This window comes from Streptomyces sp. NPDC005574 (assembly GCF_040605435.1).
Taxonomy (GTDB): Bacteria; Actinomycetota; Actinomycetes; order Streptomycetales; family Streptomycetaceae; genus Streptomyces.
Genome location: NZ_JBEXCW010000103.1, coordinates 1 through 25,454 on the forward strand (window position 1 = coordinate 1; position 25,454 = coordinate 25,454).

At 67.5% G+C, this 25,454-nt stretch carries 26 protein-coding genes; 18 read left to right on the top strand and 8 right to left on the bottom strand.

Going from position 1 to position 25,454, the window contains the following annotated elements; genetic code table 11:
• The coding region (locus ABZT03_RS36650; RefSeq protein WP_356047473.1) for a hypothetical protein at positions 1-290 on the bottom strand (290 nt) is incomplete at its 3' end.
• Between the two features lie 224 nt (positions 291-514).
• Between ABZT03_RS36650 and ABZT03_RS36655 the strand changes: the two genes are divergently transcribed.
• The 3 genes from ABZT03_RS36655 to ABZT03_RS36665 all read left to right on the top strand — a co-directional run bounded on the left by ABZT03_RS36655 (position 515) and on the right by ABZT03_RS36665 (position 4,141).
• Positions 515-2,257 carry an endo-1,4-beta-xylanase gene (locus tag ABZT03_RS36655; RefSeq protein WP_356047475.1) on the top strand — a complete coding sequence of 581 codons (1,743 nt, stop codon included), beginning with the start codon at positions 515-517 and terminating at the stop codon, positions 2,255-2,257.
• 496 nt (positions 2,258-2,753) lie between these two features.
• Positions 2,754-3,119: an STAS domain-containing protein gene (locus ABZT03_RS36660; protein WP_356047477.1), complete on the top strand. Its 366-nt coding sequence runs from the start codon at positions 2,754-2,756 to the stop codon at positions 3,117-3,119.
• Between the two features lie 599 nt (positions 3,120-3,718).
• On the top strand, positions 3,719-4,141 hold the full coding sequence (locus tag ABZT03_RS36665; protein WP_356047517.1) for an ATP-binding protein: 423 nt from the start codon (positions 3,719-3,721) through the stop codon (positions 4,139-4,141).
• Between the two features lie 221 nt (positions 4,142-4,362).
• On the opposite strand, the gene ABZT03_RS36670 is transcribed toward ABZT03_RS36665, so the two are convergent.
• Positions 4,363-4,626 (bottom strand): hypothetical protein, encoded by a 264-nt coding sequence (locus ABZT03_RS36670; RefSeq protein ID WP_356047479.1) that lies wholly within the window; start codon positions 4,624-4,626, stop codon positions 4,363-4,365.
• Positions 4,627-5,056: 430 nt separating this feature from the next.
• The gene (locus tag ABZT03_RS36675; protein ID WP_356047481.1) at positions 5,057-5,767 is read right to left on the bottom strand and encodes a PRC-barrel domain-containing protein; all 711 of its coding nucleotides are present in this window, start codon (positions 5,765-5,767) and stop codon (positions 5,057-5,059) included.
• 273 nt (positions 5,768-6,040) lie between these two features.
• Here ABZT03_RS36675 and ABZT03_RS36680 point away from each other — a divergent pair, with 273 nt between their 5' ends.
• Both ABZT03_RS36680 and ABZT03_RS36685 read left to right on the top strand, forming a co-directional pair.
• Positions 6,041-6,508 (top strand): helix-turn-helix domain-containing protein, encoded by a 468-nt coding sequence (locus ABZT03_RS36680; protein WP_356047483.1) that lies wholly within the window; start codon positions 6,041-6,043, stop codon positions 6,506-6,508.
• A gap of 562 nt (positions 6,509-7,070) precedes the next feature.
• Positions 7,071-8,015 carry a glycosyl hydrolase gene (locus ABZT03_RS36685; RefSeq protein WP_356047485.1) on the top strand — a complete coding sequence of 315 codons (945 nt, stop codon included), beginning with the start codon at positions 7,071-7,073 and terminating at the stop codon, positions 8,013-8,015.
• A gap of 635 nt (positions 8,016-8,650) precedes the next feature.
• Here the strand turns inward: ABZT03_RS36685 and ABZT03_RS36690 are convergent.
• The 3 genes from ABZT03_RS36690 to ABZT03_RS36700 form a co-directional block, all read right to left on the bottom strand.
• Complete coding sequence (locus ABZT03_RS36690) at positions 8,651-8,869, bottom strand: hypothetical protein (RefSeq protein ID WP_356047486.1); 219 nt, start codon at positions 8,867-8,869, stop codon at positions 8,651-8,653.
• Positions 8,870-9,067: 198 nt separating this feature from the next.
• Positions 9,068-10,942, bottom strand: a complete 1,875-nt coding sequence (locus tag ABZT03_RS36695) for a DNA/RNA non-specific endonuclease (RefSeq protein WP_356047488.1) — start codon at positions 10,940-10,942, stop codon at positions 9,068-9,070.
• A gap of 114 nt (positions 10,943-11,056) precedes the next feature.
• On the bottom strand, positions 11,057-11,692 hold the full coding sequence (locus tag ABZT03_RS36700; RefSeq protein WP_356047490.1) for a hypothetical protein: 636 nt from the start codon (positions 11,690-11,692) through the stop codon (positions 11,057-11,059).
• A gap of 541 nt (positions 11,693-12,233) precedes the next feature.
• Between ABZT03_RS36700 and ABZT03_RS36705 the strand changes: the two genes are divergently transcribed.
• From ABZT03_RS36705 to ABZT03_RS36720, 4 genes are all read left to right on the top strand, one after another.
• A complete protein-coding gene (locus ABZT03_RS36705; protein WP_356047492.1) occupies positions 12,234-12,800 on the top strand; it encodes a hypothetical protein in 567 nt (188 codons plus the stop codon).
• Between the two features lie 369 nt (positions 12,801-13,169).
• Positions 13,170-13,616 carry a M91 family zinc metallopeptidase gene (locus ABZT03_RS36710; RefSeq protein WP_356047494.1) on the top strand — a complete coding sequence of 149 codons (447 nt, stop codon included), beginning with the start codon at positions 13,170-13,172 and terminating at the stop codon, positions 13,614-13,616.
• Between the two features lie 707 nt (positions 13,617-14,323).
• Entirely contained in the window at positions 14,324-15,154 is an 831-nt protein-coding gene (locus ABZT03_RS36715) for an alpha/beta hydrolase (protein WP_356047496.1), read from the top strand.
• Positions 15,147-15,764 (top strand): WHG domain-containing protein, encoded by a 618-nt coding sequence (locus ABZT03_RS36720; RefSeq protein ID WP_356047498.1) that lies wholly within the window; start codon positions 15,147-15,149, stop codon positions 15,762-15,764. Before ABZT03_RS36715 ends, ABZT03_RS36720 begins: the two co-directional genes overlap by 8 nt.
• Positions 15,765-15,916: 152 nt before the next feature.
• Here ABZT03_RS36720 and ABZT03_RS36725 read toward each other — a convergent pair whose 3' ends face one another.
• A complete protein-coding gene (locus ABZT03_RS36725; RefSeq protein WP_356047500.1) occupies positions 15,917-16,285 on the bottom strand; it encodes a VOC family protein in 369 nt (122 codons plus the stop codon).
• 63 nt (positions 16,286-16,348) lie between these two features.
• Between ABZT03_RS36725 and ABZT03_RS36730 the strand changes: the two genes are divergently transcribed.
• The 9 genes from ABZT03_RS36730 (at position 16,349) to ABZT03_RS36770 (ending at position 24,400) form a co-directional block, all read left to right on the top strand.
• Positions 16,349-16,807, top strand: coding sequence for a MarR family transcriptional regulator (locus ABZT03_RS36730; protein ID WP_356047502.1), 459 nt, complete (start codon positions 16,349-16,351; stop codon positions 16,805-16,807).
• Between the two features lie 350 nt (positions 16,808-17,157).
• A complete protein-coding gene (locus tag ABZT03_RS36735) occupies positions 17,158-18,069 on the top strand; it encodes an alpha/beta hydrolase (RefSeq protein ID WP_356047503.1) in 912 nt (303 codons plus the stop codon).
• Between the two features lie 286 nt (positions 18,070-18,355).
• The gene (locus tag ABZT03_RS36740) at positions 18,356-18,748 is read left to right on the top strand and encodes a nuclear transport factor 2 family protein (RefSeq protein ID WP_356047504.1); all 393 of its coding nucleotides are present in this window, start codon (positions 18,356-18,358) and stop codon (positions 18,746-18,748) included.
• A gap of 27 nt (positions 18,749-18,775) precedes the next feature.
• Complete coding sequence (locus ABZT03_RS36745; protein WP_356047506.1) at positions 18,776-19,474, top strand: type 1 glutamine amidotransferase domain-containing protein; 699 nt, start codon at positions 18,776-18,778, stop codon at positions 19,472-19,474.
• 157 nt (positions 19,475-19,631) lie between these two features.
• Complete coding sequence (locus tag ABZT03_RS36750; protein ID WP_356047508.1) at positions 19,632-20,501, top strand: helix-turn-helix domain-containing protein; 870 nt, start codon at positions 19,632-19,634, stop codon at positions 20,499-20,501.
• A 357-nt stretch (positions 20,502-20,858) separates the two neighbouring features.
• Positions 20,859-21,875, top strand: a complete 1,017-nt coding sequence (locus ABZT03_RS36755; RefSeq protein WP_356047509.1) for a zinc-dependent alcohol dehydrogenase family protein — start codon at positions 20,859-20,861, stop codon at positions 21,873-21,875.
• Between the two features lie 165 nt (positions 21,876-22,040).
• Positions 22,041-22,412: a DUF2255 family protein gene (locus tag ABZT03_RS36760; RefSeq protein WP_356047511.1), complete on the top strand. Its 372-nt coding sequence runs from the start codon at positions 22,041-22,043 to the stop codon at positions 22,410-22,412.
• A gap of 66 nt (positions 22,413-22,478) precedes the next feature.
• Positions 22,479-24,065 (top strand): Na+/H+ antiporter, encoded by a 1,587-nt coding sequence (locus ABZT03_RS36765; protein ID WP_356047512.1) that lies wholly within the window; start codon positions 22,479-22,481, stop codon positions 24,063-24,065.
• A gap of 20 nt (positions 24,066-24,085) precedes the next feature.
• Positions 24,086-24,400 carry a hypothetical protein gene (locus ABZT03_RS36770; protein ID WP_356047514.1) on the top strand — a complete coding sequence of 105 codons (315 nt, stop codon included), beginning with the start codon at positions 24,086-24,088 and terminating at the stop codon, positions 24,398-24,400.
• Here the strand turns inward: ABZT03_RS36770 and ABZT03_RS36775 are convergent.
• The gene (locus tag ABZT03_RS36775; protein ID WP_356047515.1) at positions 24,323-25,309 is read right to left on the bottom strand and encodes a helix-turn-helix domain-containing protein; all 987 of its coding nucleotides are present in this window, start codon (positions 25,307-25,309) and stop codon (positions 24,323-24,325) included. The two genes, ABZT03_RS36770 and ABZT03_RS36775, sit on opposite strands and share 78 nt — an antisense overlap.
• Positions 25,310-25,454 lie beyond the last annotated feature (145 nt).

A 25,454-nucleotide genomic window follows, 5' to 3' on the forward strand; every position in this document is an offset into this window, starting at 1 on the left:
TGGCCCTGGGTCAGCAGCGAGTTCCAGGCCAGGGCAAAGACGGGGAAGCCGAGTTCGGCGAGGCGGAGACGAGCCGTCTTGACGGCCACGTCCCCGGCGCCGGTGGCCTCTTCCACCAGGTCGACCACGTAGAAGAGATGGGCGCCGACGAGGGCGTACCAGCTCCGGTTGGGGTGTGGGTCAGCGGAATCGGCGGGCGTCAGGCGGGCAGCTGCAGCGCGGATCATGTCGGCTGTGAGCCGGTAGGTGACGGCGCGGGCGGTGAAGTCCGTCTCGGTAGAGATGGGCATGTGATCGCTCCAAAAGCTGCGGCGAGATGACATCGAAGACCCGGCGGCCGCGCCGCCACGCGTGAGAAAGCGCAGAAAGGTGGCGCGCAGGCCGCAACGGTCCGGGCCCGCTCCGCCACACGAGCTGGGACGTGCCACACAAGGCCGCCGTACCTCACGTGTGATGAACTGTGGCCCGGTTTCGAGACGTTGATCTCGTCTCGAACAAGAGAGTGGGAGGGACCGTGGACCTCGGTGGGGGGACGTGGCAGCGACTGACCGCCGTGGTGCTCGTCATGGCGGTGGCGGCCGGGTGTACGGGGCAGGGCGAAGGCGCGGGCGGCGGAAATGACGAAGACCTGCTGCGGAACCACGACTGGACGCAGATGCCGGGCACCACCGCGCGGAACGACATCCTGCGGGTCAGCGCATTGGATCGGCACATCGTGGAGCAGGACTCCTCCGGCGGCCAGCCCAACCCCCCGCTGAACCTGGCCGGCCCGCATCTTAGGTCTGATGGCGACTTCACCGTCACCGCGCGCATGTCCGGTGTGGGTGACGATGACGGCAACTCATGGCTGCGGCTGTACGGACGTGTACCGATCATCTACGACGAGTGGCGGCAGGAGCGGCCCTCACTCCGCGTCGGCGTGACCGCTGACGGACAAGTGAAGGTACAGATATGGGACGGCGAGGGCGATGAGCCAGCCACCTCCAAGGATTTCGACTGCGGCTGCTCCGGGACGGTGACGCTCGCCGTGTCGAGCATCGGTGACACCTTCCGCGTGAAAGCCGACGGGCGGCGGTTGGGAACCGTGCAGGACCCGGGGGTGTTCGCCGAGGGCACTGTCTGGTTCGGTCTGGAGGCGGACGCGGGCGAAGACGAGCGCCGCGAGGGATGGCGTCTGACGCAGCTGATCGCGCGGGCAGAGAGCGGTGACTCGCTCCTCGTGATCAAGGCGCCGCAGCTACGCCAGGAGCAGTCCGACGACTCTCTGCGTGCGCGGGCCGCAGACGTGGGGCGGCCGTTCGACGTCGGCGCCGCCCTGGCCGAGAACCCGCTGCTCACCGACTCACGCTACCGGGCGCTCGCGGGAAGCCAGTTCTCCATGCTCACTCCGGAGAACGCGTTCAAGCCACAGTTCCTCCACCCACGCCGGGGCGTCTACGACTTCCGCGACGCGGACCTACTCGTACGCTTCGCCCGCGCAAACGACATGAAGGTGCACGCGCACACCCTCGTCTGGCACGAGGCTCTGCCCAACTGGATGCGGGAGAACGACGACCCCGAGGAGGTGCGCCGGACCATGCTCCGGCACATCGCCATGGTCGCCGGGCACTTCAAGGGAAAGGTCGCGGAATGGGATGTGGTCAACGAGCCCATGTCCGACGACGAGAAGAGCTACACCAACGGGGATCATGGTCTGCGCTCCGAGCAAAGCCCGTGGTTCGAGGCCATGGGCGAGGAGTACATCGACGAGGCGTTCAGGGCTGCCCACCGGGCCGATCCGAAGGCACAACTGTTCCTCAACGAGTACGGGGTCGAGGAGGAAGGCGAGCGGTGGGACGCCCTTTACGATCTGGCCAAGCGGCTCAAGGAACGCGGCGTACCGATCGACGGCGTGGGTTTCCAGAACCATGAGTACGCACCCGGCGACCGCATCGACCCGGAGACCTTCCGCAGCCATGTGCGGGATCTGGCGGAGCTCGGGGTTCAGGCGCGGGTGTCGGAGATGGACGTCCCCATAGGTGAGGACGAGGAGGACGGGCAGCACACCCAGGCTGATGAGATGGCGGGCAAGCTGCGGGTCTGCCTGGAGGAGCCGAACTGCACATCGTTCTCCACATGGGGATTCACCGACCGGTACGGTTCCACCGCCGACACCAAGATCTATCCTCCACGCACGGCCGATTCCCTGCCGTGGGACGCGGCCCTGCGGCCGAAGCTGGCGTACGAGCGCTTGCTCGAGGCCTTTGACGAGGCGTGAGAAATCAAGGTGCGATCTCTCGGTTTGGTGTCGACGGTAGCGAGAGTCAAAGAGCGTGTTGTTGGGCCAGGGGCGTTTGATGAGGCGGCGAAGTTGAGTAGGTCACGGTCGCTCGAGAGGGTGGCGCGGAGATCGCTGTGAGCACTTCGTCGGCAGGGCTCCCGCGCGGTGTCCGTACGCTCATAATGGGAATGGCCGTGTCCTGGGGCCTCGAAGGCCAGCAATCCCCCGTTGGCTGATCCGCGCGCACGGGGGCAGGCAGGTGTTCTCCCCCCGTGGCCTGCCTGCCTCTCGTTGCCCTCTCCGCCACCTCGCCCAGCGCGCCATCCTCCGGCGAGGGCGGTTCGCGGGCCCCCTACTCTTGCATGATGACAACAAACTCCGCTGCGAGCGGTGATCGGGCGGGGGCTTCGGCGAGTGCGTCGCGCTGTGGTCGTGAGACACGTACTTCGGGGCCTCTGCCAGGCGGTCTGGTCCGGGCGCAGTTGAGAGGACGGTGACCGACATCCACAAGCACCAGCGGCCGGGCCGGTTCTCCGTCCGGTCCGGGGTGGTCGGCGGCGTCCCGGTGGCGACGGTGGACGGCGAGATCGACCACGACGTCATGGGCGACTTCGAGCGGGCGCTGCTGTCCCAGGACGCCGCAACGCTGCCTCGGATCGTGGTGGATCTCAGCGGTGTGACGTTCATGGACTCCAGCGGGATCAACGTCTTCATCGCCGCTCACCGCCGCGTCGGCGAGGCTCAGGGGTGGCTGCGCATCGCCGGCGCCCAGGACTCGGTCCGGAGTCTGATGCAGATGGTCGGCATCGACGCCCTCATCGACTGCCATCCCAGCGTCGAGCAGGCACTGAAGGCCTGACGTTCCTACCGCGGATGATCAAGGCCTCGCCGTCGGGGGTTTCTTCGACGGCCAGGCCCTGCTGGACCAGTACGCCTGACACTGCCGCCTGGACCATCACACGCAGGCGGTCGCCCTTCGGAGCACGGCCGGCTTGTTCACGAGCTAGAGAGGTGAACCCGTCCGAAGCGGTCCAACTGACCACAACCCCGGCATCTGCCTCCGTCACCCGCAGCCCGGGGGCCTCGGTGTCCGCATCACTGAGCACATGGAAACCAGCCTGGGACAAGGCAGAGCGCACCCGCGACATGAGATCAGCTCGCGCGCCTGGCACCAGTGCCGCTTGCCCGGGAAAGTCCAGACCATGCCACCCGATTTCTCTCCGATTGATCATGTGGATGCGGATGGGATGCACGTGCGGTTCATACGCGCGTGCGGTCGGAGGGCGCCCCCGGGCGAAGGGCTGGCCTGTGCAGTGGGGCGGCTGGCTGGCGTGGTGGAATTGTTCGCTGGTTTGGGGGTAACGAGATCGGGTACCCCCGGCACTTTGGACGCGAGGCGGATGTATGAACCTGGCTGGGCAGGACGAGGGCCAGGAGCCCCTCGTCGAGCGTCCGATCATGGTGTGCGCTGGATTCGAGGGCAGTGAAGAGATCGCCGCCGCCCGCGACACCGCCCGCGATTTCCTGACCTCCGTGCAGGCCGTGCACGGACTGCCGGTGTCGGCGCGGGCGATGGGCATGGTGCAGTTGGTGGTCAGCGAGCTGGTCACCAACGCCCGCAAATACGCGCCCGGACCCTGTTTGCTGGATCTGGAAATCGTCGGCGGCACCGTTGAGATCGGCGTGTGGGACAGCAGCCCCGCGCTGCCCTCGGTTCTCGCGCCCGACCCGGGCCGGATCGGGCAGCACGGCCTGGAGATCGTCATGGCGGTCTCCCAGCGCTTCGCCGTCCAACGCGAGCCGGTCGGTAAACGGATCACCGCAGCCGTCATCCTTGCCGACGACCCCGGCGGCGACGTCGCCGGCCATCAGGTTCTGTAACGGCCACCACGCCCCGCCCACGATGAGACCGCCGCACCACCGCCGGCCGGCGCCAGCGGTGGTGCGGTGACACCGCCTCGTGACCGATCTGCACTCATACCGGTGGCGGCTCGGGGCGCCCTGCCCACCGATCCCCTGCCGAGCCGCAGAGATCGTCGCGCGGCTGGGGAGGTGGCGGGCGACGGAATCGGGCTGAAGTCTGCCTCGTAGGGCTGCCGTCCTCACCGGGAAGGACCTGCATGCTTTCGATGGTGCTGCCAGCAGCGGTACACGTACTGTTCGGCCTCCTGCACAACGGTGGAGGCGGGACTGTCCTCGGCATCGGCGGCAGGTGCTGCAGCCTGTGCGGCCCGGCTCGGTGTGCGGCGCCGGGAACAGTGAGTCGAGCGGGAGCGGTTGCCGTGCAGGATGGCCACCCGGGCCATCAGGATCGTGGCAATGACTGCTACGGCCGTCAGCGTGGTGGCCGCGTGCTGATCGGACATAGAGGCGTCCTTCATGTGGATGTTGGAAGAAGGGCAGGGCCGGTGGCCCCTTGTTTACCTGCTGACGCGCCAGATGGTCACGGAGCGGATGGTGCGGACGACTGTGCGATCGCCGGCTGCCGCACCCGCGAGGATCGCGCCCTACGAGAGGCGCGTACCCGACTCGCCGCTCTCCTTCTGTCATTCGCTTCATCCGTGCTCGCTGGAGGCACTTTGGTGCCTCGGTGAGCTCACGAGTACCCCGAAACGCGCCTACGGCATACCGGAAATAACGGGAGGGGTCACCTGCCGCGCAGCACGAGCTGCGGCGTGCGCCGGATCAGTGTGGCGGCGGCGGTCCGCGGGTCAGCCGTCTTGCGCATCGCGTTGCGGTGCGCACCGATGCGAGCTGCTGATCCGATGCGCCGCGCCCCCGCTCTGCGGGGATCCTTCAGGGCATATCGGAGCGGCCTTGTTGTCCGTCGTTGATGTAGTACTGGCGCAACCTGGCCCGTTCGGCCTCTCCGCGTTCAGTGTCGCGCATCGGCTCGTCGACGCTCGTCGATGCCTCGCGGTCTCTGGGGCGTTCGGAGCCGGCGGAGACGGTGTCTTCCTCCTGCTCCTTGCCGCTGCGGGCGATGCCCGACGCGGTGGTGTCGGCGTAGCCGCTCTGCGGGGTGGCGGTGTCGGGGTGCTCTTCGCCGCTGCGGGCGATGCCCGACGCGGTGGTGTCCTCGTAGCGGCTCTCCGGCGCGCCGGCAGTAGTGGTGTCGGCAGAAGTCGTGGCGCCGGCGTAAGCCCAGCCGCCTTCACCTGGCTGGTTGGCCTGCTGCCAGGCGGCGTCCCAGGCAAGGCCGTAATACTCGTACAGGTGGTGCTCCTCCTGTACGGACAGGTGGCCGCCTGCGTCGACGTCGACGTTGGGCGCGTCTTTGACCTTGTCCTTGGAGTAGGGCACTTCCAGGTGGTCCTCGACCACTGCGGCGTCCTGGATGGGTACGAAGGATTCGCTGGCGCCGAACAGCCCCGTTTTGACGCTCACCCACTCGGGACGACCGGTGACATCGTCGAGAAAGACGTGCTTGGCGTCGCCGATCTTGTTGCCCTCGGCGTCGTAGACCGGATGATCCAGGACTGTCGGGATCTGCTCTCGCGTGATCATCTCTCCTCCCACTTCCCTGTGTGATTACCGGTTACCTTCCGAGTCCACAACCGTTCGTCTGCTCTCTGTTGACCATCGCGCTTCTCTTCCATCAGCCTCCTCGTCCGGCTAACCATAAAATGCAGCACAACACACGAATCTTCGCTTTTGTCATGGATGCATGTGGCTGCCCCGAATGCGAGCAGAGGCCCTCGTCCTGGGCGACGGTCGGTGTCGGTCTAAAACTGCCGATCATCGTTGACACCTGGGTCTCTGATCAGTACGGAGATCCCCATGTCGAAGTCCACCCCCACCACCCCGCCGCTCGACCGTGAGGCCAAGCGGCGCCTGGCCGTCATACGCCATGTTGAAGAGGCCAGCGGAGACGTCGCCATGTCCTGCCGCTATTTCGGCATCTCGCGGCAGGCCTACTACACCTGGTACCGCCGCTACCAGGCCGAGGGCGTCGAGGGCCTGCGCACTCGGTCCAAGGCGCCGAAGACCTGCCCGAACGCGACCCATGTCGAGGTGGTCGGGAAGATCATCTATCTCCGGCAGAACTACCACTTCGGGCCCGAGAAGATCGCCATGTACCTCAAGCGGTACCACGACGTCACCATCAGCAAGTCCGGCGTCTGGCGCATCCTCAACCGCCTCGACATGGGCCGCCTGCCGGCCTCCCAGCGCTACAAGAGGCACGACCGCAGATGGAAGCGGTACGAGAAGCAACTGCCCGGCCACCGCGTCCCGGCGAGGTCGTAGCAGTACTGGCAGGAGTCGGCGATCGCGCCGCTCTTCTCCTCCTGGGCGTGATGGCGTCCCGCCGACCCACCCGCTGAAGGGTGTGCCGTTCTTCCGCGCTGTTCTGCCAGAACCGCCATCCGTACAGGGAGAGGAACAGCCCGACGGTGAAGAGAGCAGGCTGACAGCCCTGTTGGTGACGTCGAGCGAGGTGTCAAAGAGGGTTTTTCGCCAGATGGTGAGAACGAATCCGACGGGGACAATGACCAGCCGCCAGTGGAGGCGCACCCCTGCGGTCACCTGATGCAAGAGCGACATGGCCTCATCGTCAGCCCACCGACCCATGGGGGGGGTGGGCACTTGACGCAGGCCTTTGTACTACGTCCCCTGGACCCCGAGGAAGTAGGCTGCTCATTGATCCAGGCGGGCCTGCGCGGCGCCGACCGGCTCAATCATGGCCCCCTCATGGATCAGTCGGCATCCTGAAGGCGTGAAGATACACCTCAGGCGGTGGTATGCCGCCCATCCGCAGCAGTCCTCGGAGAGCACACGATTCCGCCGCTCCCTCACGAGCGTCGTAGCGATGGTGCTGCTGATGACGCTCACTGCACTCGTCACCGCGTGTTCCAGCTCAGAACGGGACCGGAGGGCTGAGTCGACGACCCGCCCTCGGGCCTCCGCTCCGGAAGAGATCCTGCGCGAGGGGCCTCTCGTCCCTTCCCACGGAGCGCTTCTCGGCCATTACTACGGCGCGGGCACGACGGCCGAGACCGACGCACGGATAGGACGGAGACCAGCCGTCCATCTCACCTACTACAGCTGGGAGGACGACTGGGCCCGTTCCTCGACCACGCGTGCAGATCTCGCTGACGGTCGCATCCCGTTGATCAATTGGGAACCGTTCGACGCCGACTTCGAGGACATCACCAGCGGAGATCTGGACACGACGATCCGAGAGCGCGCCGACGGGGCCAAGGCACTCGGTGAGAGATTCTTCCTCGACTTCGCGGCCGAGATGAACGAGGGGGAAGGCTGGGGTGGACACGACCCGGCGAGATACATCGCCGCGTACCGCCACATCCATGACATCTTCGTGGCACGAGGCGCCACAAACGTCGTCTGGGTGTGGTGCCCGAACGTCACCGACAGCCCCGACGCCCCGCCGGCCATGGCCTACTACCCCGGCGACCGATACGTCGACTGGACCGGCGTCGACGGATACAACTGGGGCACGTCCGACCCGGACTTCCGGTGGCAGAGCTTCGGCCAGCTGTTCTCCGTTATCTACGCCAAGCTCGCTGCGAAGGGCAAGCCCATCCTCATCGGCGAAATGGCCTCCGATGAGGTCGGAGGCAGCAAAGCATCGTGGATCGACGGCGTCGTCCCGACACTGAAGACCAAATTTCCGCTGATCAAGGCCCTCGTGTGGTTCGACACCGACAAGGAACGCCACTGGCAGATCAACTCCTCGCCGTCGGCGCTTGCGTCCTACGCGCGCATGGCGAAAGACCCTTACCTCAATCCATGACCTGCTCCGACGCGGTATACCCGCGGTGGCTGTTCGGAGCGGCACGCGGGGGATGCGGTGGGCGCCGGCCGCATTCGCCGACCTGCTCCCCGGCACACAAGCGGCCGGTAAACCGTTCAGAAAGCTCGACCGCTCCACCGCATCCTGGCACAGCGTGAGCAACTCCTCGGACTGATCCACCACCACCCAGGTGTCTCTCTCCGCCCCCTGCACCGGCACCGGCACCGGCACCGGCACCAGACGGGAGGTGTGGTGCGCGCCGGGCGTCACGCCAGGGGTCGACGCCGGACGCAGGGCGGGAATCAGCCCGTCCGGCAGCAGCGAGGGCTGCCGCTGCCGGACGGGCCCAACACAGCCGCGCTTCACGGTGAATCACATCCGGGACCCCGGCCACGCGGACGCGCGGACACCATGGAGGCGATGCGGCGACGAGCGCCTGATGCTGGCTCACGCGCCGCACTGCGCACCCGGCGCGTGGCGGTAGCCATCCGGCCGGTGCGCGTCATCCAGCGTTTGGCCTGCTCGTCAGTCCCCCAGGTTTCCTGGCGGCACGGCCGCTGTCACCGCTGCGGGCAGCCGGTCATGCAGGGTTTTTTGGCGCGGCAGTGACAGCCCGACGTGTTGCTGCGGGGCGGTCAGGGTCGCGCAGGCAACGAGTCGAACTCCTCACTCGCGTCGTCATCGAGGCGTCCGGCTTCTTCGAACGCGGGGAGCAGGAACGCCATGCGCCCGTCCGGGGTGTCGCCGATGTCGAAGCGACCGACCGTTTGTCCGTCGCGGTAGTACCGGCACTCCCTGGGCGGGTCGTCCGGCTTCGGGGTCAGGTGGAAGACTTCGACCTTGCCTGCCGGCACGTCGGGGTGAGCCCACCAAGCCTTGGAGGGCCAGCCCTGCTCCACCGCGTATGACCAGCCCGCGCATTCACCAAAACGGGCTACGCGGGGTCCCCCTCGACAGCGTCGAGCCGGCGACACTCTCGTGTCCTTTTGAACATCTGGGTGCCGGACCGGCTCGCGTACAGGTAGCCGTACGTCGCCACGCCTCGAGTCCGGTCAGTCCCAGTGGATGTCGGCCATGTCTTGCAACGGCATCCGCTCGTCCACCGACTCCGGCACGAGCAGATGGTCGCCCTTGTGGAGGGCGGTGGGGAAGCGGATGTGTGCGCGTTCCTCGATCTCGTCGAGAGTAACCTGGTAGACCCGGAACTCGTCGAGGTCCAGGACTTCGAGTTGGTCCAGGTTCTGCGTCAGCAGGAATCCCTTGGCCTTCAGCTCACCTCGTTCGACGAAGGTGATGACCTTCCAGAACGCTCGGGGGATCTTCACCTCGCGGTAGACACGGTCGTCTTCCTGGAATACCGGGCCGCCGAAGACGCTGACCTTGAGGTCGTCGACATCGACGTCGGCGAAGATGGCGTCTTCCAACTCGCCCCACAGACCGCTCTTGGTGCTCTGGTTGAAGTCGTCCATCTGCGGGGTGATGTTGGTGTAGAAGAACGAGTCGGTGTTCGCCTTCTGCGCCTCGGGCATGCTGCCCCACGTCAGATCCGCGCGGCGAGCTATGTGGCCGCGGTCGAGCCGGTTGGCCTCGTACAACTCGTTGCCGACCTGGGTGTTCGCCGGCAGGCGCGGGTCCTTGGTGAACGGGATGCCGGACCGGCTGAGCTTCTTGAGGCCGCCGCCGTCGACGTTCCAGCTGACCCAGATGGGCAATCGCCGCTTCTTGCTGAGCGTCAGCGAGAAGTGCGTGTACGGGATGACCTCGCAGCCGTCGAGCGTCACGGCGTCTCCGCTGATGTCGGCGGTGAGCTGGGGGACATCTATCTGCTCGCTGAGGAAGTCCGGGTTGTAACCCTGGAGGGGCTGCACTTCTTCGGGAGACGCCTGCCGCAAGGTGATGTCGAGTTTCTCGAACACCGAGCTCGACAGGCAGGCCAGTGCGTGGTCGTCCAGTTCGCCGGGGCTTTCCCCGCCGAAGTGGAGTCCGGCGATGACCTTGCTGGGCCTGCCATTCTGCTTGAACAGCCAGACCGCGCCCGAGTCGCCACCGCTGCTGATCTGCTTGTCCGCTGCCGGGTGCTCGTCGTCGGGTCCGATCTCGAAGCAGCCGATGGTCTTCTCGCCGACATCGCCCTCATAGTCGATCTTGACCATGGTGTGGATACGGCGGACGATTCCGTGGGTGACGCCCGTCGTGCGTCCGCTCTTGATGACCTTGTCGCCGAGGTCCGGCTCGCCCAACTCCTGCGGTGTTGCTCCGAGTTCCAGGATCTTTCGATCGTAGGTCCGGCCCTCGTCGATGGTGGTGACGGCGCAGTCGCCGGCTGGGCCGAGGTGGGACCTTCTGAGGACGCCGAGGTGGTTGCGGGAGACGCGGTTGTCGTCGAACTTGCCGGGCTGCACGACTTCCTCGCCCAGCTGACCTTCCGGACCCTGTAGTACGTGCCAGTTGCTGAGCACGTACGGCGTGCCGTCGGTCTTGTCGAACACGATGCAGCCGATGGTGCCGGCCGAGACCGTCACGCCTCCGATGCTGGCTCCGGGGACGATGGGGTCGAGGCGGGTCTTGCGTTCCGGCTTCTCGACCTCGGTGACCACCCGGAAGTGAGGCTGGTAGGTGCGTTCGATGATGTCGGTGGGCACGTCCACTCCGTCGACCGTGATGGTCTCTGGGATCCGGGTCGTGCCCAGTGCCTCCAGCGCCTCCGGCTCAACCTTGCTCTTGACCGTGAACTGCAGCACGACCTGCTTTCCTCGCGTGCCGTTCTTGATCTTGTTGCCGATGCCGACGGAAGACACGTTCGGATCCGCGAGCAGATCCGGGCCTCGCGTGCGGATGTACTGCTTCAGGGACTCGATCAGGCGGTCCTGGGAGGACGCCGACTTCCTGGGCGCCGACGCAGTTCTCTTCCTGTTGTTGGTGGGCATGGAGGGGACGTCCTTTCACGGAGGAGGGAGAACGGCTCGCACATGCACCGCCGACCATTCAGAGTGGGGCGGCGCCCCTGCGAACGACGGCAACTACCTGGTCTGTCACGGGCTTCAGTCGAACCGGACGCAGTAGACGAACGGGACGCTGACCGTGCTTCGACCCGACGTCAGATCGATTGCGCGAACCCGGGAGTTCGGGTTTCCGGGAGCACACGGCCCGGTGAAGCCGGGGACGAGACCGAAGCTCCCGCCGGCGTATCCGGAGTGCCTGGTGGCCGTGACCGTCCAGGTCCTGTTGACCGCACCGGAGAACACGATGCGGACTGGGCTGTCTATGTTGAAGTGGTCGCCACTGACCTTGAGGGTGCCGTTCTCCGTAGTGATCCACAGCCGCACCGCCAACCGCCGGTCGTCGGCTCGGCTGTTGTCGTATCGCGCCTGCGCGCGGGTTTGCGGGGTCACGCAGGTGAGGTCGTCGGAGCCCCATGCCTCACGCCAGACATAGCCCTGCTCGCAGTAGCCGTTCGGGAGGGTCCGGTCGGGAGCGAGAGCGTTGTCGTTGGCGGTGCGGGTACGCGTCTGCGGGGTGACGCACACGAGATCGCCGGCACGCGCCATCCGCCAGACATATCCCTGCCTGCAGGTGTTGGGCCCGTAGTCCTGAGCGTGGGCGGCCGACGGTGCGAGGAGCCCGCCGCCAATTCCGGCGGCAATCACCATCGCCGAGGCGGCAAATCGTCTGAACATAGTCATACCTCCATGCTTCCGAGGTCGCTATGGTTCTATCGTCCGCTTTCGCCGTGAAATCATCAAATCCTACGGGTGGCAGTCCGGTCGAGCCTCACCGTGGGACGCGATGCCGCAGGACGATGCCCTCCCTGCGCTTCACCATCAACCGACTCCGCACCGCCGCCCACACCGCGGCCAGCGGCCAGGCGGAGGCATGAAACACAGCGGCTCGACAGTGAATGCATCAACTGTCGGGAGTTCAACTTCTGTCGTGGGGCGGGGGTTGCAAAACCAAATTGTCCGAGGTTACCTGGATATGGATGGTTAAGCGTGAGCCGGAGAGATTCACGCACACACAGCAACGCCGCCCGAATGCTGCCCGCGAGCACGGGGACCGAGGCACAGACCGGGGCTGAGTGCGGGCGGAGCAGAGGGAGAGCGGCTTTGAGCGGCCTGCCGTGAATCAGGGGCGTCGCTCCCGCCCGAACCTGACAGCCGCCCTTCCTGGTGACGCAAAGCCCAGTCAAGTTGTCAAAAGCCCACCAGGGAGGACGTACCCATGATGAGCATTCTCAAGCGTAATGGCGCAACGGCCATTGCCTCGTTGCTGTTGGCAGGGAGCATCGCCCTGCCCACCACGGCGGTCGCAGCCGATCCAGGCCTGTCGATCAAGCCGACCACCCCAGCGAGGTCGGTCACGCTCCTCCCGCAGTACACCGACACTTTCACCGTCGCCCGTGACATCAGATTCGGTGGCGGTGTCCCGGTCGGCGGCTGGGCAGCGCTGACCCTGCATTCTGACGGGACATACAACTGGACCGGTCACGTGCGTGACTCAGGATTCCCCGGATACAACTTCAGTGGAGCCTGCGTCGTCCGCTTCAGGACGGGAGACGCCTACATTTTTGATGTCCGTGGCTCCATGGGCGGAGCCTTCGGCGGGTCACGTGACTTCAACTGGCAGAAGCCTGGCCACCTGAACAGTCTTCCCACCGTGTGGGACAGGGCCTCGGGCTACACCTCCAACTGCTCATGGCGCTCCAGCTTCGACGTCGGCGGCGCAATCCAGACCGCGAAGGATGGCATCCCGTACGCCATGGCGGTCCTCGCGGTAGTCGGCGCCTGATTCGCGCAGAGGCCGGCTGGAGGGCGGCCAGCCCCTCACGGAAGCGTCGCGGCCTCCCCACACAAGGGACCCTCTGGCCGTCCCCCTGATCCCGGTATCAAGGAAGGCGAAGTCATGGGGAGCGCTCGCCATCGTCAGGATGCTGCAGTCGTCGCGTCGGCCCTACGGGGAGCGGGCAGGACAGCGCTGGACAAAATGGCGCACGTGGCGGCCGTGGCTTGCTTCCGTCCGCAGCGCAGGCCCCCGAGATCAGCGGGCCTCGCGCTACTGACGGTCGTTTCCGCCGTCGCCCTGATTCTGGGTACCACCCCACAAGCACAGGCCCTGATCAGCGTCAGCCCCAAGGCGGCCTCAGCTTACGAAAAGTGCATGAGGACCTACCGAGCCGAGGACGACAGCGGCGACCCCCTCGGCCTCGTGCGTGACCTCGACTTCAACCCGCGCAACGTGCAGATCGTTCTCAGCAACGGCGACACAGGCACGATGCCCGCCGACGACCGCTGGGACAAGGCGCAGGACGGGTCAGGCACGGACAGCATCATCGCGTGGAACAGCACGGACACCAGGCCGCTGAGCGACGGCACCCCGAGCGAACCTTGCGCGCAGCTGTATCACGAGATGGCCCACGCACTGGATATGTCACGGGGCACCCTCAACCTCCATCGGTGCCGGGCAGCCCCCCGCATCATGACCGACGAGGTCGTAGCCGTCTTCGCGGAGAACGCGTACCGCTCCTACCGGGACCTGCCCGTACGTACCGCGTACGGCAACGAGTCCGGCCCAGCGCAGCTGCCGGACTCCGTCGACGACTGCTAGCCCGTCCCTCGCGGGACAACCGGCGCCCGTCGTCTCTGCTCAAGGACGGGACCCGCGTACGCGCCTCCGTGCCCTCGGGCGCTTGAGACGGGCCTGAGCGTAGGCGCCGGGCGCGGGGAAGGACTGGGTGCGCAATCGTCGGCGTACGAGGGCGAGAGCGGTGTCGGCGGCACGGGTTGACGGAACGCCACCTGCCGACAGCATCGTCGGGCGCGTACTTGTGGCCGTGCAGAAATGACGGCGGTATGGCTACATAGCGCGACTCCTAGCGTGCCGGCCGACCGGGCTGGGCGCCGCGGACACGGGCGGTCCCCCGCACACCCCCAGCACGCCAGAGCGGTGTTCAGTTCATCCGCTCTCACCAGGCGCCGGCAATTCATCGACGGGGGATGAAGTCGTACGGCACAGAAGAATCGCCCGTCAGCACAGCGGCGGTGCCGGGCGGAAAGCGTCGGCAGGTTGGACGGGCCGACTCGGGCGTCGTAGTGGTGGAGGCACGCCCGAACCTCGGCCGGTTGCCTGCCTCGCTCGTGCGGCACCGGGACTGGGCACCCGGCACCCTGTGCGTCACGACCGGACCCACGGGCCGGCTCACCGGCTCGGCATCGCGGTGATTCCAGTTGATGTTGACACGGAAAGCTAATCATCATAGCTTTACGGCTATCGCAGCTAACCGAGTGGGCAGCTGGTAAAAGTGGGAGACAGCGATGACCGAGTACCTGACCGTCGATGCCGGCACGATCGCGTACGACGTAGCCGGAGAGGGGCCGCTGGTCGTCCTGGCTCCCGGCATGGGCAACAGCCGCGACGCATACCGCTTCGTCGCGCCGCGACTGATATCCGCCGGCTACCGCGTCGCCACGGTCGACCTGCGCGGAGCCGGTGAATCGAGCGCGCAGTGGCCGTCCTACACCCGCACCGACATCGCCGGTGACCTGCTCGCGGTGATCCGCCACCTCGGTGGCCCGGCCGTGCTGGCCGGACACTCGATCGCCGGCGGAGCCGCCACCATCGCGGCCGCCAAGGCGCCCGAGCTGATCACCGGCATCGTCGAACTGGCGCCGTTCACCCGCAAGCAGGCGGTCAAACTGGGCGACCTGCGCAACCGCGGATACCGCACGGGCACGCTCCGGCTGGCCGGCACGATGATGGGCAGCCTGTCGTCCTGGAAGAAGTACCTCGACCTTGCCTACCCGGGAACCAAGCCCGCCGACTGGACCGCCCACCTGGCCGGAATCGACGCCATGCTGCGCCAGCCCGGGCGTATGAAAGCATTGCGCGGCATGATGCAGTCGACGCCCGCAGACGCCGGAGCGCAGCTGGGCAACGTGCGCTGCCCCGCCCTCGTCATCGAAGGCTCGCTGGACCCGGACTGGGTGAACCCGAAGGCCGAGGGCGAGGCGATCGTGGCCGAGATGCCGGCCGGCCTGGGCCGACTCGAGACGGTCGAGGGAGCCGGCCACTACCCGCATGCGCAGTACCCCGACGAGGTGGTCGCGCTGATGCTGGCCTTCTTGCAGGCGAACGCCCGTGCCTAGGGCCGGCCTCGCCCCTGCCACGGTCGTCTCGGCCGGGGCGAAGCTCGCCGACGAGGTCGGCTTCGACGGCCTGACCATGGGCCTGCTGGCCGAGCGGGTCGGTGTGAAAACGCCATCGCTCTACAAACACGTCGCCTCCCTGGAGGCCCTCCAACACGGCATCGCCAACCAGGCCAAACGCGAACTCACCGACGCCATCGCCCGCTCCGCCGTCGGTAAGTCCGGCCCGGACGCGGTCCGCGCCTGCGCCGACACATGGCGCCGCTGGGTCCTCGACCACCCCGGCCGCTACGCCGCCACCGTACGGGCGCCCACGGCCGACGACGACGAAGAGGACCGCCGCGTGGCCAACGAGGGTTTGCAGGTCCTGTACGACGTCCTCGCCGGCTTCGAACTGCGGCAGACCCGCAGAATCGACGCTGCCCGCGTCCTGCGATCGGCACTGCACGGATTCGCCACCCTCGAAAGCGCCGGCGGCTTCGGACTGCCCCGTGATGTGGACCGCAGCTTCGGCTTCCTCGTCGACACCCTGATCGCCGGCCTGCAGGCCGACCTCCCCACCCTTCCGGAGGACGAGCACGGCGACGAGCCCCTCACGCATGAAGTCTGACCCTGGGCAGTCATCGGCCGACCGCGGACCCGGCCACCATTCGAGTCGGCGTCCCGGCTGACACGAACGGTGATGCCGCCGACGCACGAGACCAGGGCTCAACCGCGTTCATGGGGCGGGGACTTGATGAACGTCCGGTGCCGTGGGGCCGATCAGGCGCGGTCGTGGAGAGTGACCTGGTAGCCGTCGGGGTCGGCGAAGGTGAATGTCCGACCGAACGGGCCGTCGACCGGTGCGGAGACGATGGTGTGACCGTCGGCGACGAGAGCATCGTGAATGGCCTGGACGCCCGTGGCATGGAGCCAGATCGCGGCACCGATGCCGGGCTGGGCGACGGATGCGAGATCGGTGCCGGGAACGACTTCCCGTAGTGCGAACGCGATCGGCTTCGTCTCGAAGACGACGGCGTGCGGAGGTCCGGCCTGCGAACGGACGAGGCCCAGGTACTGCTCGTAGAACGCCTGCGACCGGTTGAGGTCGCGCGCCTGCAACGAGATGAAGTCGGGGCCGGTGACGGGCATGATGATGCTCCTTCTGTACGTGTCAGTTTTCTGACACAGGTCAACCTATGTCAGAATGCTGACATGTATCAAGACGGTGACGGCGTCGACCTGGAGACGTCTCTGGGTTACCTGCTCAAAGAGGCGTCGAGTGCCCTCCGCGTAGCCATGGAGGAGGTGCTGCGGCCGCTCGGGATGAGCGTGACGCACTACTCCTGCCTCGAGTTGCTGGCTCAACGACCGGGCTTGTCGAACTCCGAGCTCGCGCGGGGCGCGTTCGTGACACGGCAGTCGATGAACGTCTTGCTCCAGACCCTGGAACGAGAGGGCTACGTGACCAGGCCCTCGGAGGCACCCGTCGGGAAGGCTCTCCCCACGCGGCTCACGCCTCGCGGCCGACGGAGCCTTGAGAAAGCGTCTGTAGCGGTCCGGTCCGTCGAGGTCAGAATGCTTGCCGGTATGACCGAGACCGAGCGGTCAGGCGCGTTCCGGATCCTGAAGAGCATGATCCATTCCCTGCGCGATGGCACCGCCGGTGCATAGCTCTTCCTCAGCGCACGTCGTCGCGCCCGGACAGGAGTGCGGCCGGGCCTGAAATCAGTGCCGGCGGCTTCGAAACCGACAGAACCCGACTGCACCCTCTTGTGGCGTGCGAGTCAGCTGACCTGGCCGCACCCGGGCCCCCTCAATAACGCATGCAAGTCCCACGCAATGCACGGAATCCAGTCTGCGCGAACAGTCTCGACAGGTTGATCTGCGCGGTAATCTGCCCTGCAATTCGCATCCAGGGGAAGGATTTCTACCCCCCATCTCACGTAGACATCGCTCCGGACCAGACAGACCATGGTGTCCGGACCGCCCCTCGGGGATCGGTGAGGAAAGGAGCCGGCGTCATGGTCGAGACTGTTTCGTTCAGGAACAAGGCAGTGGAAATCGCGGGACACCTTCACCTGCCGGATGATTTCAGCGAGGACAAGAAGTACCCGGCCCTCGTCGGAATTCACCCCGCGGGAGGGGTGAAGGAACAAACCATCGGCCTCTACGCCGAGCGGCTGGCCGCTCAGGGATTCGTCACCGTTGTCTACGACTCCTCCTACCAAGGGGAAAGCGGTGGTGAACCCCGCCTGCTCGAGGACCCGACGACCAGAGTGGAAGACGCCCGCTGCGCCGCGGACTTCCTCACCACCCTCCCGTTCGTCGACACCGAGCGGATGGGCGTCTTCGGCATCTGCGCAGGGGGTGGCTACGCGATCAGCGTGGCTCAGACCGAACGCCGCTTCAAAGCGGTGGCCACCGTCAGCGCCGCCCCCATGGGTGAAGGCTCCAGAGCCTTCCTGGGAAGCCCGTCCCCGGTAACCGAGCAGATCAAGACACTGGACATGGTCGCTCTGCAGCGCACGGCGGAAGCGGGGGGAGCGGCGCCGCTCTACGCCCCGTTCGTTCCCGAGACGTCGGAAGAGATCGATGAGAACACCCCGGACCTCCTGCGTGAGGGGTACGACTACTACCGGACCCCCCGCGGTCAGCACCCGCGCTCGAAGGGCCGCTTCCTGCTGACCAGTCTGGACAGGATGTACGCCTTCTCGGCGTTCGACCAGATCCCTGATCTGTTGACCCAGCCGATGCTCCTCATCGCAGGAAGCAAGGCGGACACCAAGATTTTCAGTGACCAGGCTTACGAGCTTTCCCGGGGTCCGAAAGAGCTGTTCGCCGTCGAAGGCGCGACGCACATCGCCATGTACGACGTGCCCGAATACGTGGACCAGGCGATCACCAAGATGGTGGGATTCTTCTCCGTCCTGTAGAAGCGCCCGACGGAGAACATCAGGAGGGAGAAATTCACCTCCCCCAACGTGCGCTCTTCTCATGCCCGGCTTTACCACGCACCCTCCGGCTTTACCACGCACCCCGGACACCGGCGTCCGACAGGCCCCGTTGCCTGCCTCCACCATGACCGGCCGGACAGTTCCTGGGTGCGCGCGTCGCGCGGCAGGCTGCCCTGTTCCGCGCCGGGCGGACCGCCCTCGCCGTCTGATCCGACGGCCTTCTTCCCGTATCCGATCCATTCCACCACCCCGCTAGGAGCGCACCATGTCCGACTCCGCCGACCTCGCACTCATCCGCCGGGTGTACGAGTCCCGTATGGCCCCGGACGTCACCAGTGAGGTCATGGCGCCGGACCTCGTCTGGGACATCACCCCCGGCTTCCCGAACAGCGGCGTCTACCACGGCTGGGACGACGTGGCGAAGAACTTCTTCGGCACACCGATGCCGAACATCGAGTCCTTCGGCGCGGTGCCGGAGGAGTTCTTCGCGGACGACGAGGGCCACGTCTTCGTGTTCGGGCACTACCACGCCGAGACCAAGACCGGAGACCGGGCCGATGTCCGGTTCATCCACCTGTGGACCGTCCGCGACGGCAAGGCCGTGAGCATGCGGCAGGCCGCCGACAGCCACATCCTCCAGGAAGCCCTCAGGGGCTGAGACCACCGCTGGGAGAGAGACCATCCAATGACGAAGATCCTCTTTGTGATCACCGCGTCCGACCACTGGACACTGGCCGACGGAACCCGCCATCCGGCCGGGTTCTGGGCCGAGGAGGCCATCGGCCCCTACCAGGTCTTCAAGAAGGCCGGGTACGAGATCGCCGCGGCGACCCCCGGCGGCGTACCGCCCACGGCGGACGCCCTCAGTCTCACCCCCGACGTCAACGGCGGCGAGGAAGGCGCCCAGCGCATGCGCACCGCGCTGCGCGAGGCGACCGAGCTGGCGCAGCCGATGCGCGTCGAGGACGTCGACATCGACGACTACGACGCCGTCTTCTACCCCGGCGGCTGGGGCCCCATGGAGGACCTGCCGGACGATGCCGCCTCCGGCAGGCTGCTCACCGACTGGCTCGCCTCCGGCAAGCCCGTGTCCCTGGTGTGCCACGGCCCCGCTGCGCTGCTGGCGACCATCGGGCCCGACGGCACCTCCCCGTTCGCCGGCTACCGGCTGACCGGCCTGTCGAACGCCGAGGAGAAGCAGAACGGTCTCGCCGACCGCGCCAAGTGGCTGCTCCAGGACCGCCTCGTCGACGAGCTCAGGGCCGACTACCGCGAAGCCGAGCCGTTCACCCCGCACGTCGAGGTCGACCGCACCCTTTACACGGGTCAGAACCCGTACTCGGCGGTTCCCCTGGCCGAGGAGCTGGTCAAGGCACTGGGCTGACGACCCGGCGGTGCGCCCCTTCGGTGGCTCGGCGAGCGCGAGCGCCCTCCGGGCCACCGGCTCAGTCTCGGAACCGGACACCGACCCGGGAGGCGGGCCGGCGTAGGAGGAATCCTTCCCCCTCACAAGGTCCGGCGGGTGTGCCAGGCTGGAGGTCATGAACCGCGATCCTCATCTGAACGAACTGGGTGAGTTCCTCAAGGCCCGCCGCGCCGAGCTGACTCCTTCGGATGTCGGACTCCGGGGCGGGCAACGGCGGCGCGTGAGCGGTCTGCGCCGTGAGGAGGTGGCCCTTCTGGCCGCGATCAGTACCGAGTACTACACGCGGATCGAGCAGGGCCGGCTCCAGGCATCGGTGCCCCTCCTGAACGAGATCGCGCGAGCGCTTCGTTTGAACGCCGACCAGCGCACCTACCTCGTCGAACTCGCGGCCAAGGAGAGGGTGCGGCCCGCCACGGCTGATCGCCAGCAGGTGGACACGCAGCTGCAGCGCATGCTGGACGATCTCGCCGCCACCCCGGCATTCGTCATCGGCAGGCGGACCGACATCCTGGGCTGGAACCAGCTCGCCGCCGCCCTGTGGACCGACTTCGGGCGCTATCCGGAACCAGAGCGAGTTTTCGTCCGGCTGCTGTTCACCGAGCCCTGGATGCGCGCGTTGTACGCGGACTGGGAAGAGGTGACCCGGCTGGCCATCGCCCAGTTGCGCATGGAGAGCGCGCGCTACCCCGACGACCAGCGCCTCAACGCACTGGTCGAGGAACTCTGCGTCCGTGACGCGCAGTTCCGGCAGTGGTGGACCGAACACGACGTGGCGATGCGGGGCAAGGGCGTCAAGAAGCTCCGCCACCCGGTGGTGGGAGAGCTGACCCTCGACTGGAACACGCTCAGCTGCGGGACGGATCCCGACCAGCACATCATCGTGTGGAACGCCGAACCCGGCTCGCCTTCCCACGACGGGTTGCGCCTCCTGGCCTCCTGGGCGGCGGACCAGAGGTCGCCAACGGCGTCCGACACCGTGAAGTAGAACTTCCTCACCCACTTCGGCACCGTCACCCCCGCGCTCGCCCCTCGCGGTGCGGACGCCGGTGCACCAGGGCGCGGATGACTTCGCAGGCATGGCGCGATCGCGGAGAATCGGGGCTCCCCGGATCAGCGGTCAGGGTGACCAGCTGTTCTGCTGAGGGGGGTAAAGATGTCTCCCCTGGCTAAGCGAATCCCCCGGATGAAACCCTCCCCTTTGTCGGCTCCCGCGGGGGTGGCAGGGTCTCCACCGGGTGAGAGGCCGAGGCCCCCTATGGAGAACAGAAATCCGAAAAGCCGGTCAGCCGACCCACGGGACGGGGTTCCTTCGGGAATTCACGACAAGAGCTGAGAAGGCACCATGCGAGCAACGATTCTTCACGCGCCCGGTGACGTCCGGGTCGAGAACGTACCCGAGCCGACGATCACGGCGCCGACGGACGCGGTCATCCGCACCGTCGCCACCTGCGTGTGCGGCTCCGACCTGTGGAGCTACCGCGGCGTCCTGCCGGTCGCCGAGCCGCAGCCCATCGGCCACGAATACGTCGGCATCGTCGAGGAGGTCGGCGGCGACGTCTCCGGCGTCAGGCCCGGCCAGTTCGTCATCGGCTCCTTCGTCGCCTCCGACGGCACCTGCCCGATCTGCCGGGCGGGCTACCACACCTCCTGTCAGCACGCGCAGTGGGTGAACGGCGCCCAGGCCGAACACCTCCGTGTCCCCCTTGCCGACGGCACCCTGGTCACCGTCCCGGCGCAGCCGGCCGAGGAGCTGATCCCCAGCCTGCTGACCCTGTCCGACGTCATGGGCACCGGCTGGTACGCCGCCAAGGCAGCCGAGGTGAAGCCCGGTTCGACCGCCGTGGTCGTCGGCGACGGCGCGGTCGGCCTGTCCGGGGTCATCGCCGCGAAGGAGCTGGGCGCCGAGCGCATCATCGCCATGAGCCGGCACGAGTCCCGGCAGAAACTCGCCCTGGAGTTCGGTGCCACCGACATCGTCACCGAGCGCGGCGAGGAGGGCGTGGCCCGCGTCAAGGAGCTGACGAACGGCGTCGGTGCCGACTCCGTCCTCGAGTGCGTCGGGACCCAGGAGTCGATGCACCAGGGTCTGCAGTCCGCGCGTCCGGGTGGCAACGTCGGCTTCGTCGGCTTCCCGCACGGCACGCGGATCGACGGCCAGGAACTCTTCTTCTCCCACGTCGGCCTGCGCGGCGGGCCTGCCCCCGTGCGCGCCTACCTTCCCGACCTGATCGACCGCGTACTCAGCGGCCGCATCAACCCCGGCAGGGTCTTCGACCTCACCCTGCCTCTGGAGGAAGCCGCCGAAGGCTACAAGGCCATGGACGAACGCCGCGCCGTCAAGACACTGCTGCGTCCATGACGTCTGGCCGCGCGGTGGTGAGTCCGGGCGCGTACGACACGAGCAGCCGACCAGACCCCCGCCGGGTTTCTCGGCGCACGGCGGCCGCACAAGACCGGTCATCACGTCCGTCCCGGCCTTCGCGTTCCACAATCCCCGCCGGACCCGCAGACGGGAGAACCACCGATGACGACTTGGACGAGCGACGAGCTTCACCACATCGCCGGGGCGGACGAGTTGGAGATGGCGCCGCGCCGGCGTGACGGAAGCCTGCGCGGGCCGGTGCCGATCTGGGTCGTCCGCGACGGTGACGACCTGTACGTGCGCTCCTTCCGCGGGCCGGCCGGATCGTGGTGGCGTACCGCCCGCGCGTCCCACGAGGGGCACATCCGCGCCGGGGGCGTCGACAGGGACGTCACCTTCGTCGAGGTGCGCGACGACGAGATCGACGACCGTATAGACACCGCCTACCGCGCCAAGTACGGCCGCTTCGGCGGCGCGTACGTCGACCCCATGGTCTCCGCCCGCGGCACAACCCTGCGCCTCGTTCCGAGATGAGCGGACGAACCCGTCCCGGATCGCCCGACTTGCGCTCGGCACGCGCCCGTTCACTGGAGTAGCCCTATGCTCGGTCTCGAACTCGTCGTGGTCCTCGGCGTGGCCGTGCTGGCGGGCAACGTGCTGGCGCCGCGCCTCGGCGTCGCGCCGCCCGTCGTGTTGCTCGCCCTGGGCGCAGTCCTCGGACTCGTCCCGGCCGTCCGCCAGGCGCAACTACCGCCCGACGTCGTGCTGTTGCTTTTCCTTCCCGTGCTGCTGTACTGGGAGAGCCTGACCACGTCGAGCCGGGAGATCCGCTCGAACCTGCGCGGCATCGTCCTGCTCAGCACGGTCCTGGTCATCCTCACCGCGTGGGCCGTGGCGGTCGCGGGGCACGCGCTCGGACTGCCATGGGGACCCGCGTGGGTGCTGGGCGCGGCCGTGGCCCCCACGGACGCCACCGCCGTCAGCGCCCTCGCCGGATCACTCCCGCGCCGCCAGGTCACGGTGTTGCGTGCGGAGAGCCTCGTCAACGACGGCACCGCCCTCGTCGTCTACGGCCTGGCGGTCGGTCTGACCGTCGGCGAGGAACACCTCACCCTCCCGCGCGTCGGGGCACTGTTCCTCCTGGCGTACGGCGGCGGGGCGGCGGTCGGCGTGGCCGTGGCGTGGGTCAACATGAACCTGCGACGGCGGCTGGAGGACCCGCTGCTGGGCAATCTCGTCATGATCCTGGCGCCGTTCACGGCGTATCTGCTCGCCGAGACGGTTCATGCCTCGGGCGTCCTCGCGGTCGTCGTCAGCGGGCTGATCATGGCCCAGGTGGCGCCTCGCCTGATCCGCGCCGAGCACCGACGGCAGGCCCTCGCGTTCTGGCCACTGGCGACGTTCATCATCAACGCCGCGCTGTTCGTCCTGGTCGGTGTGGAACTGCAGTACGCGCTACGGCACATGAGCAGGGGGGACCTCGCAGACGCGCTGATCGCGGTCGGTGTGGTCAGCGGGGTGCTGGTCGCCGTACGGTTCGCGTTCCTGTTCGCCTCCGCCTACCTGATCCGCGCGGTGGACCGGCGACCCGAGCAGCGGCTGCGGCGGATGAGCGACCGGGCCCGCACCGTCAGCGGGTTCGCGGGTTTCCGGGGCGCGGTGTCGCTGGCTGTGGCCCTGTCGGTGCCGGAGACCCTCGACTCGGGTGCGCCCTTCCCCGACCGCTCCTTCATCGTCTTCGTGACCTCCGGCGTCATCGTCGTCACCCTCGTGGGACAGGGACTGCTGCTGCCGCGTGTGGTGAGGTGGGCACGGCTGCCACGGGACACCTCGGTCGACGAGGAGCAGCTCCTCGCCGAGACCACGGCCACCGAGGAGGCCGTCGAGGCCCTGCCGCGGCTGGCCGCCGACCTGAATTCGTCACCGCGGGCCGCGGAATGGCTGCGTCAGGAGTACGAGGCTCAACTGGCCGTCGTGCGGGCCCGAGGCGAGGGCGCCGACGGCGATCCCGCCCTGCTGCACAACCGCCACTACACCGAGCTGCGGCTCGCGCTCATCGCCCACAAGCGCGCCACCGTCGTCCGGCTGCGGGACGAGCAGCGGATCGACGACACGGTGCTGCGCCGGCTTCAGACCACCCTGGACTACGAAGAGGTGCGACTGGCCGGGACCGCGGAAGTGGAGTGAGCCCGGTCGACAGGACGGACGTGGACGGAGACAGGCCGGAGCGAGCAGCCGGCCGCGCCTCCCGGCGCCACGGCGCCGGTGACCCGTCGGCAATACCGCTCGCGAAGGGATACGACACCGCAGGCACCGCCTTCCCGCGCCGGATCCCCGCCCTGCTGAACCTCGTGGCGCCGGAACGGGTGCTGTTCGGCAGTGACTACTGCTGGACCCCTTCGGGGCCGGCCGGCGTCCACCTCGCGGCGCTGGACGCGGCCGAGTCACCGGTCGAGGGAGCCACCTGGCGTTCCCTGACCACCGTCAAGGCCCAGCGCCTGTTCTCGGCGAGATCTCGGTGACCGCGACGCCGTAGCGGCTCCGGCCCCGCAGCGCTCATCGCATGCGCCGCCGTCCGTTCTCTCCCGCGCTGTCCGGATCCCCGCGGCCAGGTCACGCAGTGCCTCGCGAGTCCGGCTGCCGGGTTCGGCCGTCCAGACCACGAGCTGTTGTTCCGGATCCTCGGCGCAGGTGAAGGTCGACCGCTCCAGGGTCAGGTCGCCCGCCAAGGGGTGTCGCAGCAGCCTGGTACCGCCGGCCCGCACGGCGACGTCGTGTGAAGTCCACCAGAGGCGGAACTGCGGATCCAGCGCCGAGAGTTCCTCGACCAGCGCTGTCAGCCGGGGATCGTGCGGGTTGCGTCTGCTGTCCATGCGCAGGTGGGCCAGCGCCAGCCGGGCCATGTGCTCCCAGTCCCGATACAGGTCGCGGATCGCGGGTTCGGTGAAGACGAGACGGACGTAGTTGCGCTCCTGCTCGGGGACGCCGCCGAAGTCCATCACGAGGGCGGCGGCCATGTCGTTCCACGCCAGCAGGTCGGTGTTGCGTCCGATCACGAACCCCGCGGTGAGGGAGAGATCGTCGAGCAGGTGCCGCAACCGCGGCTGTACGTGCTGCCGCGCCACCTTGCCGGCTGAGGGCGGGGCGGCCTTCCCCGCGAGGGCCAGCAGGTATCCCCGCTGACCGGTGTCGAGACGAAGCACGTTCGCCAGGGCGTCGAGGACCGCTGCGGACGCCTGGAGGCGACCCTGCTCGAGACGTGTGTAGTAGTCGGTGCTGATCGCGGCCAGCCGGGCGACCTCCTCCCGGCGCAGACCGGGTACGCGCCGGGCCTCACCTGCGTCGGGCAGACCCACGTCCCCGGGACCAAGCTGTGCACGGCGTGCCTTGAGGAAGGCCCCCAGTTCGTCCAGGATCGGGTCGCGTCGCACACGCACAGCTTGACATGCGGTCCGCGCCCTCGCGTACCGGGTCGACAGTCTGAGGTGACCCCTGCGATGTGGACACACCTGACAATGGATCTTGGTGATCCAGGAAGGTGAAGATCTACGTGGGACGGCCCTCGAAGTACAACGT

Coding starts and splice junctions, on each gene's coding strand:
- ABZT03_RS36665 (WP_356047517.1), top strand. CDS start 3,719: ATGGTGTGCGCTGGATTCGAGGGCAGTGAAGAGATCGCCGCCGCCCGC.
- ABZT03_RS36670 (WP_356047479.1), bottom strand. CDS start 4,626: ATGTCCGATCAGCACGCGGCCACCACGCTGACGGCCGTAGCAGTCATT.
- ABZT03_RS36675 (WP_356047481.1), bottom strand. CDS start 5,767: ATGATCACGCGAGAGCAGATCCCGACAGTCCTGGATCATCCGGTCTAC.
- ABZT03_RS36680 (WP_356047483.1), top strand. CDS start 6,041: ATGTCGAAGTCCACCCCCACCACCCCGCCGCTCGACCGTGAGGCCAAG.
- ABZT03_RS36685 (WP_356047485.1), top strand. CDS start 7,071: ATGGTGCTGCTGATGACGCTCACTGCACTCGTCACCGCGTGTTCCAGC.
- ABZT03_RS36695 (WP_356047488.1), bottom strand. CDS start 10,942: ATGCCCACCAACAACAGGAAGAGAACTGCGTCGGCGCCCAGGAAGTCG.
- ABZT03_RS36700 (WP_356047490.1), bottom strand. CDS start 11,692: ATGTTCAGACGATTTGCCGCCTCGGCGATGGTGATTGCCGCCGGAATT.
- ABZT03_RS36705 (WP_356047492.1), top strand. CDS start 12,234: ATGATGAGCATTCTCAAGCGTAATGGCGCAACGGCCATTGCCTCGTTG.
- ABZT03_RS36710 (WP_356047494.1), top strand. CDS start 13,170: ATGAGGACCTACCGAGCCGAGGACGACAGCGGCGACCCCCTCGGCCTC.
- ABZT03_RS36715 (WP_356047496.1), top strand. CDS start 14,324: ATGACCGAGTACCTGACCGTCGATGCCGGCACGATCGCGTACGACGTA.
- ABZT03_RS36725 (WP_356047500.1), bottom strand. CDS start 16,285: ATGCCCGTCACCGGCCCCGACTTCATCTCGTTGCAGGCGCGCGACCTC.
- ABZT03_RS36730 (WP_356047502.1), top strand. CDS start 16,349: ATGTATCAAGACGGTGACGGCGTCGACCTGGAGACGTCTCTGGGTTAC.
- ABZT03_RS36735 (WP_356047503.1), top strand. CDS start 17,158: ATGGTCGAGACTGTTTCGTTCAGGAACAAGGCAGTGGAAATCGCGGGA.
- ABZT03_RS36740 (WP_356047504.1), top strand. CDS start 18,356: ATGTCCGACTCCGCCGACCTCGCACTCATCCGCCGGGTGTACGAGTCC.
- ABZT03_RS36745 (WP_356047506.1), top strand. CDS start 18,776: ATGACGAAGATCCTCTTTGTGATCACCGCGTCCGACCACTGGACACTG.
- ABZT03_RS36750 (WP_356047508.1), top strand. CDS start 19,632: ATGAACCGCGATCCTCATCTGAACGAACTGGGTGAGTTCCTCAAGGCC.
- ABZT03_RS36755 (WP_356047509.1), top strand. CDS start 20,859: ATGCGAGCAACGATTCTTCACGCGCCCGGTGACGTCCGGGTCGAGAAC.
- ABZT03_RS36760 (WP_356047511.1), top strand. CDS start 22,041: ATGACGACTTGGACGAGCGACGAGCTTCACCACATCGCCGGGGCGGAC.
- ABZT03_RS36765 (WP_356047512.1), top strand. CDS start 22,479: ATGCTCGGTCTCGAACTCGTCGTGGTCCTCGGCGTGGCCGTGCTGGCG.